14 protein-coding genes are annotated in these 16,451 nt (G+C 50.7%); 5 read left to right on the top strand and 9 right to left on the bottom strand.

Features of this window, described 5'->3' with window-relative positions:
• Nucleotides 1-485: 485 nt before the first annotated feature.
• The 4 genes from ACRZ94_RS05070 to ACRZ94_RS05055 all read right to left on the bottom strand — a co-directional run bounded on the left by ACRZ94_RS05070 (nucleotide 486) and on the right by ACRZ94_RS05055 (nucleotide 5,663).
• A complete protein-coding gene (locus ACRZ94_RS05070; RefSeq protein ID WP_480650026.1) occupies nucleotides 486-1,448 on the bottom strand; it encodes an antibiotic biosynthesis monooxygenase in 963 nt (320 codons plus the stop codon).
• On the bottom strand, nucleotides 1,445-2,815 hold the full coding sequence (gene guaD / locus ACRZ94_RS05065) for a guanine deaminase (protein WP_480650027.1): 1,371 nt from the start codon (nucleotides 2,813-2,815) through the stop codon (nucleotides 1,445-1,447). The genes ACRZ94_RS05070 and guaD overlap by 4 nt, the downstream gene beginning before the upstream one ends.
• Nucleotides 2,816-3,189: 374 nt before the next feature.
• Nucleotides 3,190-3,546: a hypothetical protein gene (locus ACRZ94_RS05060; RefSeq protein ID WP_480650028.1), complete on the bottom strand. Its 357-nt coding sequence runs from the start codon at nucleotides 3,544-3,546 to the stop codon at nucleotides 3,190-3,192.
• A gap of 947 nt (nucleotides 3,547-4,493) precedes the next feature.
• Complete coding sequence (locus ACRZ94_RS05055; protein WP_480796820.1) at nucleotides 4,494-5,663, bottom strand: hypothetical protein; 1,170 nt, start codon at nucleotides 5,661-5,663, stop codon at nucleotides 4,494-4,496.
• Between the two features lie 2,037 nt (nucleotides 5,664-7,700).
• Between ACRZ94_RS05055 and ACRZ94_RS05050 the strand changes: the two genes are divergently transcribed.
• On the top strand, nucleotides 7,701-9,050 hold the full coding sequence (locus ACRZ94_RS05050; protein ID WP_480650031.1) for a site-specific DNA-methyltransferase: 1,350 nt from the start codon (nucleotides 7,701-7,703) through the stop codon (nucleotides 9,048-9,050).
• Here ACRZ94_RS05050 and ACRZ94_RS05045 read toward each other — a convergent pair.
• Nucleotides 8,978-9,418, bottom strand: coding sequence for a hypothetical protein (locus tag ACRZ94_RS05045; protein ID WP_480650032.1), 441 nt, complete (start codon nucleotides 9,416-9,418; stop codon nucleotides 8,978-8,980). The two genes, ACRZ94_RS05050 and ACRZ94_RS05045, sit on opposite strands and share 73 nt — an antisense overlap.
• Nucleotides 9,419-9,506: 88 nt before the next feature.
• Between ACRZ94_RS05045 and ACRZ94_RS05040 the strand changes: the two genes are divergently transcribed.
• A complete protein-coding gene (locus ACRZ94_RS05040; RefSeq protein WP_480796819.1) occupies nucleotides 9,507-9,710 on the top strand; it encodes a helix-turn-helix domain-containing protein in 204 nt (67 codons plus the stop codon).
• Nucleotides 9,711-10,408: 698 nt separating this feature from the next.
• Here the strand turns inward: ACRZ94_RS05040 and ACRZ94_RS05035 are convergent.
• The 3 genes from ACRZ94_RS05035 to ACRZ94_RS05025 form a co-directional block, all read right to left on the bottom strand.
• Nucleotides 10,409-10,855, bottom strand: a complete 447-nt coding sequence (locus ACRZ94_RS05035; protein ID WP_480796818.1) for an N-acetyltransferase family protein — start codon at nucleotides 10,853-10,855, stop codon at nucleotides 10,409-10,411.
• Between the two features lie 115 nt (nucleotides 10,856-10,970).
• On the bottom strand, nucleotides 10,971-11,849 hold the full coding sequence (locus tag ACRZ94_RS05030; protein ID WP_480796817.1) for a prephenate dehydrogenase/arogenate dehydrogenase family protein: 879 nt from the start codon (nucleotides 11,847-11,849) through the stop codon (nucleotides 10,971-10,973).
• Between the two features lie 281 nt (nucleotides 11,850-12,130).
• Nucleotides 12,131-12,478 carry a winged helix-turn-helix transcriptional regulator gene (locus ACRZ94_RS05025; RefSeq protein WP_480796816.1) on the bottom strand — a complete coding sequence of 116 codons (348 nt, stop codon included), beginning with the start codon at nucleotides 12,476-12,478 and terminating at the stop codon, nucleotides 12,131-12,133.
• A 113-nt stretch (nucleotides 12,479-12,591) separates the two neighbouring features.
• Between ACRZ94_RS05025 and ACRZ94_RS05020 the strand changes: the two genes are divergently transcribed.
• The 3 genes from ACRZ94_RS05020 (at nucleotide 12,592) to ACRZ94_RS05010 (ending at nucleotide 15,414) form a co-directional block, all read left to right on the top strand.
• A complete protein-coding gene (locus ACRZ94_RS05020) occupies nucleotides 12,592-13,518 on the top strand; it encodes an alpha/beta fold hydrolase (protein WP_480796815.1) in 927 nt (308 codons plus the stop codon).
• Nucleotides 13,519-13,780: 262 nt separating this feature from the next.
• On the top strand, nucleotides 13,781-14,659 hold the full coding sequence (locus ACRZ94_RS05015) for an NAD(P)H-binding protein (RefSeq protein ID WP_480796814.1): 879 nt from the start codon (nucleotides 13,781-13,783) through the stop codon (nucleotides 14,657-14,659).
• A 359-nt stretch (nucleotides 14,660-15,018) separates the two neighbouring features.
• Entirely contained in the window at nucleotides 15,019-15,414 is a 396-nt protein-coding gene (locus tag ACRZ94_RS05010) for a DUF1348 family protein (RefSeq protein ID WP_480796813.1), read from the top strand.
• An 86-nt stretch (nucleotides 15,415-15,500) separates the two neighbouring features.
• Here ACRZ94_RS05010 and ACRZ94_RS05005 read toward each other — a convergent pair whose 3' ends face one another.
• Complete coding sequence (locus ACRZ94_RS05005) at nucleotides 15,501-16,418, bottom strand: LysR family transcriptional regulator (RefSeq protein ID WP_480796812.1); 918 nt, start codon at nucleotides 16,416-16,418, stop codon at nucleotides 15,501-15,503.
• Between the last annotated feature and the right edge of the window lie 33 nt (nucleotides 16,419-16,451).

Genomic DNA, 16,451 nt, shown 5'->3' with positions numbered 1-16,451 from the left:
TTTGGGTTTGGGCAGTTCAGTGAAGATACAGTCTGACGCCAAATGTTGAGACGATGATCCATCGACAGCCAAGGGGAGCTGTGAAAAACCGTATGGACGAGCAAGACCTCAACTCAAAGACCCAAATGAGAAAAAAGAATGTATCTAAATCTGAACGTGCCCGAGCAGAAACGAACTAAAGCTGCAAGGTATATAATGAGATTTCTACAGGTCTTTTTTGGCTGAACGCTCGTCAAAACAGTCACTCTGCCAGCGGCACCTTTCGTATCTTGAACGTTTTTTACCGGAGTTTTGGTAGGACGAGATTTTTCTTTGGCGGGAGACAGCGGAAGCCGACCTTCTCATGCGGAATATACAGCCTGGCCCTGGGAAAATCGGATTTGTGACTGTGTTTCAAGGCTGAGCGCCCAAAGCGAAATCGCGGTTTGGCGAAACAGGCTACTTTTGGGTTTTCTTGCACACCGCCGCACTGGCCAGCAACGTCGCTAGTTATCGATGAAACCAGATCCCGCCGAATAGAACAGCGCGACGAACAAGATGTAGAACAGAATATTCAAACCAAAACCTATGAATGACTTCATCCGATCGTTGGCGTTCTTGTGGTCGAGCCAAAAGCTAAGGACGCGGGTCACCACTGGTAGCAATAACCACGTCAGAATTACGACACTCATCACGTTCGAAACAAACATAGAAACGGCGAACGGAGTGTTACCCATCAAGGGCATGACATAGAGCGTGAGCACCATCACAGTTGGGTAAAGGACCAACAAAACAACCATCGCCATTCTGAGCTGTGTAGGCCCAGTGTCACTGGTTCCAGCGGCGTTGGAAATCCATTCATTCATTCCGGTGCCCATTCGCCTTACCTGAACCCTTCTGAAAAATGGCTGGGCCTTTTTTACAAGCTGTTCATGTGCACTGGACGTAAACCAATTCTCAAGGTGCTCCACTGTATCGAACCGGAAAACCACCACCCACTCGGACTGAAGATCAGAAACTGGTTCGATCAACTCTGTCGCGAGGAAACCGGGAAACTTCGCCGCCGCAGCGTCAACTTCTTTCTGCCAATTCCTGTAATCGTTTTCGAAGCCGGGATTGAGCGAATGTGAAATCACAACAGTAACTTGTGAATCGTCGGTCTTTTTGTAAACAAAAACCTGTTCTGTGACAGCATGCCCAAATTTGATCTCAGAATCCGCAATCGCTTTGCGATATGAAGCGTCTTCCAGTAACGATCTTAAGCTTTCAACGCTGCTGTAAGACAAAACCTGGACCCATTGATCTTTTTTGTCATCAATAGGCTTCAGGAAGTCACCGGAAAGAAAATTATCGTATTTGCCCGCGATACTGATCAGTTCTTCGTGCCATTGCAGGTATTGCTCTTCATCAAGGCCGCTGGACGGCAGCGAGAGCAATACTGTTCCTGTTTTTCCAGTATCCTGCATCATAGACTAGGCCGCGACGCCCAAGGTGTTTCTTTTTCGTACAGGCATTGGCCGCTTACATATGTTGCTTCGACCGAACGCTCATCACCCAACATCATCATGCCGAACGCCTCTGTCTCCAGGGTTTGCAGCTCCTGAGCACTGGGTGATAGGCTGGAATCCACAGCAACACTCTCGGCTCGGAATGACAGGACAGGTGTTGATCGTGGGTTCAGGACTACAAAGTCTGCATATTTCCCAATATCAAAACTACCGATCTCGTCATCAAGTGCGAGGGCCTTGGCGCCGCCGAGGGTGGCAAGATACAGACCTTTGAAGGATGAAAGTTTCTGTGATTGTAACGCAGAAACTTTGTACGCGTCATTCAGCAGTCTCAGCATCGAGAAACAGTCGCCTGCGCCCACATCCGTTCCAAGGCCAACATGTATCGGAGTTTCGGTAGACTTGGCTTTTTCAATCCTAAACAGCCCACTACCCAGAAAAAGATTGGATGAGGGGCAAAATGAAATTGAAGCGCCAGAACGCGCCATTCTTTGGAACGCGTCATCGCTAAGGTGTATCGCGTGCCCGACGGAAAACTTTGGGCCGACTATTCCTGCACGTTCATATACGTTCAGGTAGTCCTTGGCTTCGGGAAACAACTCAGCCACTCGAGCTATTTCACTATGGTTTTCCGACATATGGGTGTTGACCCACGTGTCCGGGTATTCTGCTTTGAGCTGCCCAGATTTCTCAAGTTGCTCTCTTGTAGAGCCAAGGGCAAACCGCGGGGAAATCGCGTATTTGTTGCGGCCTTTCATGTGCCAGGTTTCGATAAGCTTCTTGCTGTTGGTATAAAAGGACTCGGGCGTGTCGAGATATTCAGTTGGAGCCAGCCCCGGGCGATCCATACCTGTGAGCCCTGCAATCATGCAGATGTTCTTAGTGCTGCACGCTTCAAAAAACGCATCGACAGACTGAGGAAACGTGGTTGTAAAGACCTGAGCCGTGGTCGTGCCGTTCGCGAGCATTAGGTCAAGAAATCGATCAGCTACTTCTCGGGCATAGGCCTTTTCGCGAAATTTCATTTCCGTCGGAAACGTATACTTCTCCAACCATTCAAGTAACTGCTCACCAAAAGCGGCAATCATTTCCGTTTGCGGATAATGTATATGTGTATCGACAAATCCGGGTAAGATGACACGGTCTGTGTAAACGGTTTTAGGAATATTTTCGTATTTGCCGCCAATATCCGAAAAGGGACCAAAGTCTACGATCTTTTCGCCGTCAATGATCAATAAACCATCTTGCAAGTATCGAATAGACTCCTCGAAGTCCCGGTAAAAAGGGTCACCAAGAAAGTCTAAAAATGATCCTCTTATCGCCTTCATGCAAGTCTTCCCAGTACATTAGATGGACTAGGGTTGTTTCATCGCATCCAACTTGTCGATGGATGCTTGTCTCAGATTGTTATGGATATCTGGATCTCCGAAAAAGGCGACGGTCATCGGACAATTATTGAGGCACCAAAGGAGATATTGTATTTATCGGCGGGTGAGCTTTCGGCATCATTTTCTAGAATGATCCAGGCCTGTTTTGCTTGCGGGGTTTCTGCCCAACTGAACTCTCTGACATTAGACTTTGGAGCATCCGGGATGCTTCGGTACTGACGTAAGCTAAGTCTAGTTGCCCCGCCTTATCATATGAGGAGCTAGCTCTGCTCCCAATAGTCCGCCGTTCAGATCTGAATTTAGATCCGCATAGATCAACCGCATACTTCTGATTCAGAAGTGCTGGCTTCTATGTTGTGTTTACTTGAGACATACACATACCATGGGCTTCGGCTCGTATTTTTATTCAACCGCCCGACGTCGCTATACAACAGCACGTCACATTTATCATCGCTCTTGCAATAAAACTCTTTTTCACTGCCCGAGTGAACTTTGCCCTTCGAGTCAATACTAGTTTCATGAACTGCGGAAACCTTAACATGTAAAACATGATGAGAATTGCTACAGTTATAAATCGTAATATAGATCTTGTCAGAAGCCTGCGCAAAGGTACCAGACAACACACCCAGAGAGGCAACAGCCATCATCAATGGCTTTTTCAGATTTGGCATATTGAGTGTCTTTCGTTTTTCATTTGAGTTCGTCGTTTCAGTGATCGCTCAAAGTTGCTGGACGATGATATTTGGGTTAGCACCAGACTATGCCGAAGAAGCTTTGCGGCCTCTGACAGGTTCAGACGCACCTAATCTGACATCACGTTAGTTACATGCTGCTCCAATTTTGAACTTTGCCTTTTCGGTGCTTCCGTTCTGGCAGACACACTCTCTGGAGTCCGGGTGATTTTGAATTTCGATTGAGCAATTTGCCAATTTGTTTGAAGACTCGCAGGTCAGTTCTTCCTCATTCGGGTATTTCGGATTGGTACATGTCACTTTGAACGTTTTGGGTGTTAAGGCGTCGACAGTGTCTGAATAGGCGCACGTGGCCTCGTTGCAATGATAAACATGTGTATTTCCATGTGCATAGGTGGCAAACATGAATGCGCAACACAGTGCTGAAAGTGTCAATGGAAGTTTCATTTCTTTCTCCTGTATTCAGCACCTTGCTGAGCTGAAAGGGTAAAGAAATGCATGCGATCTCTCACATTTTTGCGTGGATACATTACTATCCTTAACCCTTCCGCACAGGTGCATCGGCCTTTTTTTGATCAGGCCTGTTTTCCTCGGATTAGCCAAGCATGGCCTTCTAGCTTCCTCCGGTCGATGGATTGTCGTTTCAAAAAACCGATGATGTTTGTTCCACGGATCAGCTGAAAAAATAGTTTTTTATCCACGCCGAACTTAGGTTCAAACGGAGTTGTTGCGTGAAGATCTGGCCCATTCGGTGAAGGCCGGATTACCGCCGCTGAATTCCAATGTAAGGTGGGTGGTGTTGGTGTCGGTTGGGCCATCCGCGATCCGTGGGAATCGCTGAGGGCAAGAATGCAAAGTTACATTATGATTGTTTCAAGGTAGAGTGACACAAAAAGGGATTACCGATCTTTAGACTAACCAGGCTCCTATTCGATTACCACTCGAGTACTGCTGGCAGGCAATTGACTATCTGAAGTGTTCAGCGAAACGATATCCTTGACGATACTCATCGCCATGAAAGAGAAATGGGAGCTTGCGTCTCTGAGATTTTGTTTTGGAATCCAATAGTTTTCACCGTCAACCTTTGCAGAAATCGCTGCCTCTCGGGACGATCCTTCATTTAACAAAAAAATTGGAGCCGACGATCCATCCGGAGCAGCCAGCGTTAGAACTCCACCGTCTAGGTCCAAAAAGTTCTGACGAACAATCTCTCCTAGATAGCCAATCGTTTCATGTGGGGAACGAAGTTCGATGCCAGTTTTGTCCTGTGAGAACAGCGTGATGTTACTACGAGCGGGATCAAGAATAAAATTCAAGCCAGTATCATCGCTGACCACAATTTGCGGCTCGGCGACCCTAAGCGCTTCGACAAAGTACTTAAAACTTGCGAACTCACAAATGTTCGTAGGGTCATTTTTGAAGCTTGCAAATGGTGCCGAACGCAAAAGCGTCAAGTGATCGGGACACTGACTGGGGGGCTGATACGACTGCAAGTCTCTACAAATGCCCTGGCTTTCGATCGACAGTCTACCGCTTTTTTCCTGGCACGTTTTCGTGGCCAAGCTAAGTGTTTGCTGAAACTCGGTTTTGGTGATCGCTAGTCGGTTTACTAAGACCATCAGGATGAGGCTTAGGCTTCCTCGGTTTCTCCCTTGGGTGAAAAACAATAGGGTTTGATCTGAAATCCGAGTATTCATCGCCACAATAAAGTCGTCCGTCTCCAATGAGGTGGCGTTAGCGTTTACGTCCCTTGATATCCCGACCGAAGGACTAACGGATAGTTCAATCCCTTCTTCATCGGCGCTTAAACCAAATGGAATTTCGATGTCGGGATCAATATCGAACTCAGAACCGAAATCTGCCGAATAGTCTCCAAGAGCCGAGTAGTAGAGTGGATAGCGTTTGGCGGCACGAACAATATTCATCAACAATACACTGTTGTAAGACTCAGCAAGGCCTTCGTTGTAACTTATGCCGGTTGTAGCAGCGATGTTACCACATGCAGAGATACCGCTGAGCGCTAACCCAAGCGCCAACGATACCAGGCTTTTAACTGAGTGCCTTTTAGTTGTATCAGCGTAGGATTTATCGCTCACGCCGCCAGTTTGCTTCGCTCGAATGCTTGGCGTTCGCAAATTCGTTCTTTGCATTTTCTGCCCGTTTTTTGCTCAACTTCAGCAGGATTTAATGCTCGCTCTTACTCGGTTTGCTTAAGATGCTGCTAAAGTGACTACTGCTCTGCCTACTTCAATTTATTGCGACAAATTGGGACCCCTTGTCGATGGACGTATGTCTTGTTCGGCCCTGTAAATCTGTATCATCACTCCAAGGTCCGGAGTGTCGCTCAAGCTCCTCCGCACCAAGCCGGCAAATTGAGCCGCTAGAAGTGGCGTCCGAGCCGCAAGGAGATGCGACTCGGCTATTGTTCTACTTGTTGCAGGTCGAGCTGTTGTGACCGTGCGCAGTGATTTTTTTGTCTGAGTCAACCAAAACATACATGTTTTTGTGGCTATAGTTCTTTACGTCAACGACATCTGAAGCAGTCTTTAGTCTGGCGGTACAGTTAGGCTGCGTCTGACAAGACAAAGTGTCACTCGCGCCTGCCGAGATGTTTGCATCTTCAGTCGCGACCAAAAATGAAAGGTCATCACTATTATAGATGTAAGCGTGAACAGAGTGCTCTGACTCAGAGCAGTTCCTGAAATCAATCGAACCGTTGTTAGCATAACCCTTTTCGGGCACTAAAACGGCGCTAAGGGTTAGCGCAGCAGCTAGGCCGGGCGCAACGTAACATGAACTGCTCTTTCTAACAGCTGCAAGCAAAGTGCTCTTCATTTTTTGTCTCCTCGAAGCACATCAATGTAAGGCCCCTTGGTGGGGCAACACCGGACAGTTCTCTTAAACGAGAAGTTATGGGATTCACGTCCAATGCCTCGAGCATTCTCGGGCTTGGTTCTTGGTTCTGTCGATGGATCAGGATTGCAACTTTTGTGCGACGATTGTCTCAGGCATTGACTGTCTTTTGGAGGATGCGCCCACGGCTTGAAGGCGCAATGCTGCTAGGTGGGACTTCTATCGACACAGGTAGATCGCGACATAGTCTTTTGCCCGAAACGCATTGGCTGCACTCAGGGTTAACAAGGGCGTAATGGACTATAGCGTCATTGCTACCTAAAGCCATTTGCGGCCGGTAGACGGACCAATTCCGATACAATACCCGGGTCTAAAATGAGAGGCCCGTCCATGGTCAGATTTCGTCTTTGGCATAATATGGCCCCATATCTGTAGTTGGACTTCAAAGAAAAAGAGAGGCAAAATCATGTCAGGTGTTCAAAGTCTGAAAACTATGTGCTTAGCAGCTACGATTACTATTCTGGCGAACAATGTTTCGCAGGCCGGTAGCACTGATGTAAAAGCTAGAAACTGCTCTCAATCTACAACGTCTATAAACGTCAAGACTAAGTACTCTGTAAACACGACAGGGGACGATCCTTATAAATACGATTCTGTGTCTGGTTTAGCACCTGGTTCGGAACACTCTTTGAAATGCGGCAGCCCCTGCGATGAAATAACGATCACAACGAATGCTGGCGGAACCGATACAAAAAAGAAATACAGCCATAAGAATTTATACGTGCTAGCAGATGGCGACAACGTGTCGGCAGGTCACGATTCAAGCACATGTAACGGATAATCGGACCCACGTTTCCTGTCTTGTGTCACACCGACCAAGACAGGAAGTTGAGGTGTCCAATTCTACGCCAACGTTGCCTTTTCGGGGCGCATGTTCGATTTTCCAGCGCCTCTCCTGGCCAGCCAAAAAACGTGCGTAACTCGGTCAGTAGATCTGAAAACAAAGAATTTTGGCGCCCAAACTGCAAGTAGCCTCCGCAGCTCTATCTGGTTTGTTCGGTATTGAATCTATCACAGCGATAGTTACATTGATCTTAACTATAAAATGGCCGGAATGATCTTGACGTTGATTGAGATTGAACCGGGACAGCGCCTGGCTGAAATACGTGCCCAGACATATATCACGTTAGAATGCGCTTACGTGGACCCGAAGTGAAACCCGGGGCCGCATTGTATCTGACGTTTTGACTTCGGCTCCGTTTATGTGAGGAGCTAGGTCATTGACTGCGCTGAAGATAGTTTATCAATCCCCGAGATCACTGCAGCCGAGGGACAGGAACCCTCGAACGCATTCGAAAAGCCAGATCCGGCAGGTGATGCGCTCGATTGAGCATTTTGGGTTTACCAACCCCGTTCTTGTTGATGAGGGCAATCAGCTCATCGCGGGACATGGCCGTGTTGAGGCAGCCAAACAGATGGGTCTGGAGCAAGTCCCAACGATTTGTCTGTCAGGCATGAGCGAAGAGGACATTCGGGCTTATATCATAGCGGATAACAAGCTTGCCGAGAATGCAGGCTGGGATGCTGATCTTCTGGCGCTGGAATTCCAATACCTCGATGAGTTGGAAATCCCATTTGATCTCACACTAACGGGTTTTGAATTGCCTGAAATTGATCTGAGCATCCAAAAGCTAAGGCTGGGTGATACAGAAGAGCAGGATACGTTGGATCAAATTCCGACCCCAAGTGGGAATTCGCCGGTAACCCGCGAGGGTGATATCTGGCACATTGGCCCTCATCGCCTGATCTGCGGTGATAGCACCAATGCGGAGACCTATGCGGCTTTACTGGGGCCAGAACGCGCGCAGGTGGTCTTTGCAGATCCACCTTACAACGTTCCCATAAAGGGTCACGTCTCGGGCTTGGGGTCGGTGCAGCATCGAGAGTTTGCGATGGCGTCCGGTGAAATGTCGCCAGAAGGGTTTCAGAGCTTTTTGACCTCTGTATTCCAACACCTTGCCTCTTATAGTGAAGACGGTTCCATTCATTTTCAGTGCATGGACTGGCGCCATATGCGAGAAATCCTCGGGGCAGGGGAGGTGGCTTACTCCGAACTGAAACATCTCTGTGTCTGGTCTAAGACAAATGGTGGGATGGGATCGCTATACCGGTCACAGCATGAGTTGGTGTTTGTATTCAAGTCGGGGGCCGGCAAACACATCAACAATGTCGAGCTTGGCAAGAATGGCAGGAACCGGACAAATATATGGACCTATGCCGGGGCCAATAGCTTTGGTTCGGGGCAGGGCGACCTTGAGATGCACCCTACCGTCAAGCCTGTGGCCTTGGTGAGGGATGCCATTCTGGACTGCTCGCATCGCGGCGGGTTGGTGTTGGACCCATTTTGCGGGTCGGGATCCACGCTTATTGCGGCTGAGCAATCGGGTCGTCGTGGATATGGGATCGAGATTGATCCAGCCTACTGTGACGTGATCCTGCGCCGCCTGACGGATACATTTGGCCTGATCCCGCGCCTTGGTGAAGACGGGCCGGTGTTTCAGGAGGTGGCGAGCGAACGCGAAAATGATGGCGCCAGTGCGGCGGCAGAGCAGGAGTTGGCCAATGTCTGATAAAGGCTACAACGTTGGCTACGGTCGGACAATTCAATCTTGTCGCCCGCAAGTGCCCACCACAGATGCCCGCGAGCCATCGTGATCCAAAGTGAACCAGAGGGCAGGTCGTAAAAATCCTTCAGTTCGCGAATGTCTTCTTTTGCAGCCTGAATTCCGCGCCCGGCCTGGGTCATCGTTGTCATAAGGAAATCCCAGTCGTCTGTCAGACACAGCGCATGATCGGCTAGGTCAAAGTCGACAGGGATGACCGCGTTCTCCAGGGCATAATCAACATGTTTGCCGCCAGAGCCTAGCTTTACATATCGCACATCTGGTGGGTTCAACTGGTCTTGCATGTGCCGCGCTTTGTCGTCGATCGGTGACATAGAAACGCTTCGTTTGGGAGAGAAGTCAACAGAGTATGTCACTGATCGTCTGTAGACCGATCATCTGCATCACTGTCCAAGACATAATATGGATGTATGTGATCGCCTGGCAAAAAACATGCGACGCTTGCGGCAGATGAAAGGCTGGTCGCAGGAGGAGTTCGCGCATCAGGCGGATGTTCACCGGACTTATATTAGTGACCTTGAACGTAGCGCGCGCAACCCGACGATCACCGTTGTTGATAAGCTGGCTGTTGCGCTTGGTGTCTCGCTAGGTGAGTTGTTGGACTAGGTCTACGGATTGACTGGACATCGATCCAGCACAAGCCCGTTCGTCCACTTTGCGCAATCCAAAGTTGGTGTTTTGCTTCAGGTTCGCCCGTTCTGACGGGCCAAATGCTCAATCGCCCGCATGCGCGCGGCCGCGTGGTGCAACAGAACCTGAAGGGACTGAACAAGCTCTAGTGCTTCTTCTGGTCTAATCTCCGATCGTTGACCTCTGAGAGCTTGCGATGCCGCGTCCTCCAGACTACCCGTTAACTTTGCAAAAACGAAATTGAGCTGTTCCCGGGTTGTGTCGTCCATGGCGGCAGTACCGCTTGCCGAGCCATGGAAGTCGAGCGATTTCTTTAACTATCTGCGGATGCACGCCAAAAAACGCTTTGAGCAATCCACATCAATTTTTGGCACATGGCACAACTAATTGAAGTCGCAAACTTGTGGGCCCAAAATCCCATCACATGAAGCATCAGTCATGACTCAAGAAAATGCGACGCCGGAAACGGCCCTGAGCGGACCTTAGACCAGCAATCAAATTGCTGCGTTGCGGCCCGTCGAACCTGCCGTTCGCTGCGAGCGCGAAATACCGACAAGGTAGAACTCACTGTTTGCAGGACAAAGCACCAATTCGCTGCAGCTGCGCCAATGTCCGCTGCAGGGGATCAGTCGCTCAAGAAGAGCCAAACCCATGCAAGTCCGAATTGAGAACCATCACATTTTCAGCTGGTAGGTTATCCAGTTACTTTTCGTTGCATGTCGATCATACACTGACCTAGCTCGATAGTTGGTGTCAGAGGTCATCCAACGAACCACATCCAAGCCTTGTTTCTTAGCATACTCGCCGACCGAAGCGATCAACTGATCAACGACACCCTGTCCGCGTGCCGAAGGCGAGACGAACATATCGTCGATGTAGGCTCCTTTGGTTGCAGGCATTGGGCGCTCATATTCTCGAAAATGTACGAAACCAATCACGTCGCCCGCATCGTTTTCGGCGACGAAACAAGTCGTCTGGGCTGTTTCATCGTGTATCCAGTCCCAAACGCGATATCGCATCTCAGCGGTCTGTTGATCGCCGCCAAATTCGCAGTAAGCCTCGAACAGCGTATCCCAATCCTCTCGATCACGCTCCGCGACTGGCCGGACTGTCACTGACATCTCTACCTCACTCGACTTATATCTCAGATACTGCGGTTGCAGCTTGCATTGCAGACGTTCGCCGCGGAAGCGAAATCCCGGAATGTGGACACAATTGCCGTTGGATGCAGCGTCATCATTGCCCGCTTTCTTTTTGTGGCGGTGTGCTCAAGGCGGTTTCCAGCTCAACGCTCAAACTTGCGGCAAATTCAAAAAACCGACGTCGCACGGTCTCGGCGTATGGATTGGCCCGCTCAATCGCTTCGAATACTTCTGGCGCATCGTGCTGAACCATAGAAATCGCCTCAGACAACAAGTCGAAACTCTTCGTTGTCATGCGCGTTGGCAGCGGACCCATTCTAAGCAGCACTTTTGCAATAAGGTGCGTGAGCCCTTGGACGACAGCTGCTTCTTGATCGTGATCTTCTGGTGTCGTCACAATGACAGTCAGACCGAGCGCTTTGCGTAAAAAAGCGGCCAACCTCAAATGTCGCCTTCCCTGAACGGGGCAGATCGCAATTTTTAACCCCCCAATACCTTTCGCAGCACTCTGAGGACCAAACAACGGGTGCGTGGCTACGATGTCCACATGGTTCGGGAGCAACCGTCGCATGATTTCCGCAGGAATGACTTTGACTGAGCCTACATCGACAATAAGCGCGCCAGGTTTGCAAGCAACCGCGACTTCGCTGACAACCTGCTCAAAGGACGAAACTGGTGCCGCAATGAGGACCACATCAGCCTGTGAGACATCTTGCAACGATGCTAGACGCACTCCCAGTTTCTTTGCGACCTCGGCAAGGTTCGGGGACGGATCATAGGCCGATATCTCAAAATGCTGTCCGAGATGAAGAGCTGCAAGTTGTCCGAACGCACCAAACCCTACAATGCCTAGCGACGCGTTTCGACTTCTGCTGTTGTTTTTCATTTTTCGACCTTTGAGTTTGCCACCCGGCAAAAGGTCGTTTGCATGTTGACCGCTGTCAGGGGCAGCGGAAAACCAATGATCAATCACCCGCAGCTATCAAAGCTGAGGATAATAGTCATGCGATGCGAAGAACGTTCTGATCATGACCTCAGCGATAAAGCACCCAAGAGAGCGGAGTCAACGATGTTGCTGCCTGGCCGCCAATGGCTGTGGCGCAGCGACCCGGAGACTTGGACGCGATCCGGACCCCAACTTTAAGACCATTAGATGGCAGAGAGGCAGCCATTGCGGCCATTCGATCTCAAGGTTCCAATGTCCGATTGGCCAGTGTTCCAATGCCAGTACTTTCCATGATATCTATTTGACGATCAGTGCTTTGCTGCTTCATAGGCCTCTCTGGCCTTCTTGATTGAAGACATGTTGTCGGACGCCCATTCGGACAACGGCACAAGCAGCGCCACCAGAGAATGCCCCAGTTCGGTCAACTCGTAGTCGACCCTGGGCGGCGCGGTTGGTGTGACGGATCGCAAGACTAGACCGTCCCGCTCATGTTTGCGTAGCGTTTGGGTCAACATACGTTGGGAAATATCGGGGATGGCCTTCAATAGCTCCGAAAACCTGCATGAACCGTCGCTGAGCTCGGCCAGCACCAGAAGGCTCCATTTGTCCCCCAAACCAGCCAGCACATTTCTGATTGGGCAGTCTTCGTATCTCATCTCACCCTCTTTGTATCTCTTGTTACCAAAAAGTGCCTACTTCTCATGCTTCACTTGGTTACTTATCGTAACAAGAGTGATTACGCAAATTCGTGAGAGACATGGAGACCAGAATGAAAAGAGTTCTTTGGGGACTTATCGGATTGGTTTTGGTGACATGCATCTTTGGCTTCGCAATGCTGCAGTTTGCTCCGGGAATAAGCCTCGCGCTCATCCAGAAATCGACCGCCTGGCAGGCAGGATTTGAAAGAAAATCTATTCCTCTGGACAACTATACGGCCCACTATCTTGAAGGTGGGGACAGCAACAAGCAGACGATTGTGCTTCTGCACGGACTCATAGATGACAAGAATTCCTTTGTCGCGGCGGCCTCAGAGCTAACAGACACCTACCGGGTCATCCTGCCTGATCTGCAGGGACATGGGGAAAACGCTCAAAACGACGGCCGCGACTACAGCATTACCGGGCAGGTTGCGTTCTTGGGCGACCTGACGAAGGCGCTTGATGTAGAAAACCTGGTGATCGGTGGAAATTCCATGGGAGGCCACATTGCAACCGCCTTTGCATTGGCCAATCCAGATAGCGTTGATGCGTTGGTGATCCTGAACGCGACCGGGATGACGCTGGATGAACCTCCCACCTATTACGAATACCCCGAAGACATCGACGTCGACTACATGACCGACATGTACGCCAGCGCCTTCATTGAACCGCCACATATTCCTGGCCCGATCATGGGGTTTCTGGCGCAGGATCTGAAGGCGAAAGCGCCCTTCTTCAATACGCTGGTCAAGGCCGTTACCTCCGGGCACGCCTTTCGCCTGGATGAAGCGGCAAAACAGTTATCCGTGCCGGCTCTGATCATCTGGGGCTCGGGGGACGAGATTGTTCCCATGAGATACGCAGATGCCTATCACGCGGCGCTCCCGGATTCAGACCTGATCATCCTCAAAGCGGGGCACGCGCCGCAACTTGAAGTGCCCGGTCTTGTGGCGAATGAGTTGCGGCAGTTTTTGTCCGGGATCGCACCCGGCACCTAGGTCGGAAGTCTCAAAACAACGCGCAATCTCCAGGAATCTGAGGTCATTCGCATGCCGAGAAAAACGGCCCACATAGAAGGATCGCTTGCGTTCGATGTTGAGTACGTTTCCGATGCTGAGGCCACCGGAACCATGCCGAACACCGACTGTTCGCGCGCACGCTCGGCGGAGTCAATTGAGGGCCGGCTGCTGCTTGATCTGACCACAACACATTTCGTGACTTAACTATTCAAACGACCCACCAACCAAAAGGATTGACCCAATGTCAGACAGCAAAGGCGTGTTCGCCGGATCAATTGCCATCGCAGGAGCGACCGGACGCATCGGAACGGAACTGACCAAAGGACTGGTGTCATCAGGCGCCAAGGTCCGGGCGATGACCCGGAATCCTGCAACGGTCAACCTCCCGGAGGGGGCAGAACCCTGCCGTGTGGACTTTGCCAATCCAGACACCCTCCGGGCGGCGCTAGAGGGTGTGGACAGGCTCTTCATTTCGCATGGCACGTCACCGGATCAGACCAAAAATGAGATTGCCCTGATCGATGCTGCGGTGGCTTCAGGTTTAAACCACATCGTCAAACTCTCAGCCTTTGGACCGCCTTCCAAATTGCATCCCATGGACTGGCATATGGAAATCGAAGCACATCTGGCGCGCCAGGATATCGGATATACGGTCCTGCGCCCTTCTGCCTTCATGGACGTCCTTGTCAACGCAGGCCCTGCCGTCGCCGCAGGCGTTTGGGGTGGTGCGGCGGGAGACGGGAAAACTAACTTTATTGATACCCGCGACGTTTCCGCAGTGGCTAAAAGGACTCTGGAAAACGATTTTGAACCGTCTGTGCAGCGCGCTTATCACCTCACCGGGCCAAAGTGCTGGTCCATGTCAGAAATCGCGATCGAACTTGGACGACTACTAGACCGGGATGTGACATACGAACACCGCAGCCCCGAACAACAAAGAGCGGGACTGTTAGCAGCGGGTATCAACGCTTTCTTTGCTGACCTGCTTATCGGTCTGGACCGCGCATTCCGGGATTCGACCCAGAGGGAAACCACATCAACAGTCAGGGAGATCACCGGACAATCGCCGCGCGACCTGTCCAACTGGCTGAGGGAGAACCTGTCAGTCTTTCAGACTTGAACGGGTTTTGGGATGAGATGGCGCTCTGCGGGACTGGTCATTTGTTAAGTCCGGGGAAAGAAGCAAATTGGTCTCATACCAGACCAAGGTGATGTTGCAGCACAGGCCCTACTCCGCCGTCAGCTGATCCAGCCAGAGGCGGCCCACAGCCGACATTCGATATCTCTTAGAGTTCACCTTTCGGCTTCCCGAAAGCTGCCGTTCGTTCAAAACGCAGAAATTTCAATGAACGGATGGCCGTGAGGCAAACAAACCTGCCATCGTTGAGAAGCGTCATTAAGCAAACTTGATTGCTTTCAGAGACCCGATTAACGTTTCTGAAACCATTTTTTCGCGATTTTTAGGACGTGCAGATATAGATGACACCTGATGTACAAACCGCCCGCCGCATAGCTCAAGACCATTGCGCTGCTTGGACGAACCGGACACCTGACAATGTCGCCGGAAGATATGCTGAACATGCAATCATGATAATGAACGGTGGCGACCCAATGAAGAGCCGGACCGAGATTGGTGACATGGCAGCGGGATTTATGGCTGACTTCCCTGACCTCGTGCTTAACCTCGACACGGTTCTCGTCGCCGATCACCACATGGTCTATTCGTGGACTTTCGAAGGCCATCATAAAGAGACGGGTAACCATGTTCGTTTCTCGGGCTGGGAAGAATGGGACTTAGACGACAACCTGAAAGTCACGAAATCGCTCGGTTGGTATGATAGTGTGGATTATGAACGCCAAGTTGCGGAAACATGACCATATCCGGCGCTAATTTGTGCACTGTAAGCACGTCATAAACGGCAAGGCAGACTCAAATTGACTCTAGTCGGTACTTTTGTTGCCTATAGCAAGTGAGCAGGTGTCCAACGGAACAAGCTCTTCTCATAGTCGGTTATTGATTTCGAGAGCCACTGCATGAACAGATTTGCCGCTGGTCGAACCGGGCCCGGCAAAGTGACAAGGTAGTAGCCGATCTGAGGTATTGGATCGTCGAACAGCGCCACAAGTTGTCCCGAATTCAACTCGTCAGAAACAAAAGCCGGTACCGTCGCCCCGATTCCATCACCGCGCCGGATACCATCCAGCAGCATATTGCCCGGTAGGCGGACAACTCTCCGGTCGGCGTCGGTCGGAACTCCGACCTTTTCTAACCAGAGGTCAAATTCGACTGACGCTTGTTCCTGAAGAAGCGTGAAATCAAGCAATTCTGCAGGATTCGTGAGCACCCGGCTTCCGACTAGTTCGCGGGACGCGACGACCGTCAGACAGCCTGGCAGCAGCATCTGCGAGACAAGCCCTTGCCAGTGACCCGTTCCATATCGGATGGCCATATCAATTCCGCCCGGTTTGAGGTCGACAGCCTGGATCGTTGAATCGATCCTCAATTCAATATTGGGGAATTCGTCAATAAACGTCGACAAACGCGGCATGAGGAACGCGCTTGAAAACATCGGAGTCGCGCTAACTGCCAACGGTCGAACCGCCTCTGCACTCGACACGCTCTCGGTTACGGAGGCCATTTCAGCGAAGGCTTCAAGCAGGCCAGCTGACAGGAATTCGCCTTGCGATGTCAGAGAAATGCCATGTCGGGTACGAGTGATAAGCCGAGTGTCGAGATGTTGTTCGAGCCCGCGGATTTGCTGGCTGATTGCGGAATGGGTCACGTTCAGTGCCTCTGCCGCCCGGGTCAGATTTCGAAACTCGGCAGCGGCGGCGAAGGCTCTGAGAGATGTCAACGAGGGAAGCGCGCGCCAATCCATAAGTAAGACCATCTAACAATATAGAAAAATTTA

Source organism: Ruegeria sp. CH10 (genome assembly GCF_056537125.1).
This window is presented reverse-complemented; position numbering and strand designations above follow the sequence as displayed.

Coding starts and splice junctions, on each gene's coding strand:
- ACRZ94_RS05070 (WP_480650026.1), bottom strand. CDS start 1,448: ATGATGCAGGATACTGGAAAAACAGGAACAGTATTGCTCTCGCTGCCG.
- guaD (WP_480650027.1), bottom strand. CDS start 2,815: ATGAAGGCGATAAGAGGATCATTTTTAGACTTTCTTGGTGACCCTTTT.
- ACRZ94_RS05060 (WP_480650028.1), bottom strand. CDS start 3,546: ATGCCAAATCTGAAAAAGCCATTGATGATGGCTGTTGCCTCTCTGGGT.
- ACRZ94_RS05045 (WP_480650032.1), bottom strand. CDS start 9,418: ATGTCACCGATCGACGACAAAGCGCGGCACATGCAAGACCAGTTGAAC.
- ACRZ94_RS05040 (WP_480796819.1), top strand. CDS start 9,507: ATGGATGTATGTGATCGCCTGGCAAAAAACATGCGACGCTTGCGGCAG.
- ACRZ94_RS05035 (WP_480796818.1), bottom strand. CDS start 10,855: ATGTCAGTGACAGTCCGGCCAGTCGCGGAGCGTGATCGAGAGGATTGG.
- ACRZ94_RS05025 (WP_480796816.1), bottom strand. CDS start 12,478: ATGAGATACGAAGACTGCCCAATCAGAAATGTGCTGGCTGGTTTGGGG.
- ACRZ94_RS05020 (WP_480796815.1), top strand. CDS start 12,592: ATGAAAAGAGTTCTTTGGGGACTTATCGGATTGGTTTTGGTGACATGC.
- ACRZ94_RS05015 (WP_480796814.1), top strand. CDS start 13,781: ATGTCAGACAGCAAAGGCGTGTTCGCCGGATCAATTGCCATCGCAGGA.
- ACRZ94_RS05010 (WP_480796813.1), top strand. CDS start 15,019: ATGACACCTGATGTACAAACCGCCCGCCGCATAGCTCAAGACCATTGC.
- ACRZ94_RS05005 (WP_480796812.1), bottom strand. CDS start 16,418: ATGGATTGGCGCGCGCTTCCCTCGTTGACATCTCTCAGAGCCTTCGCC.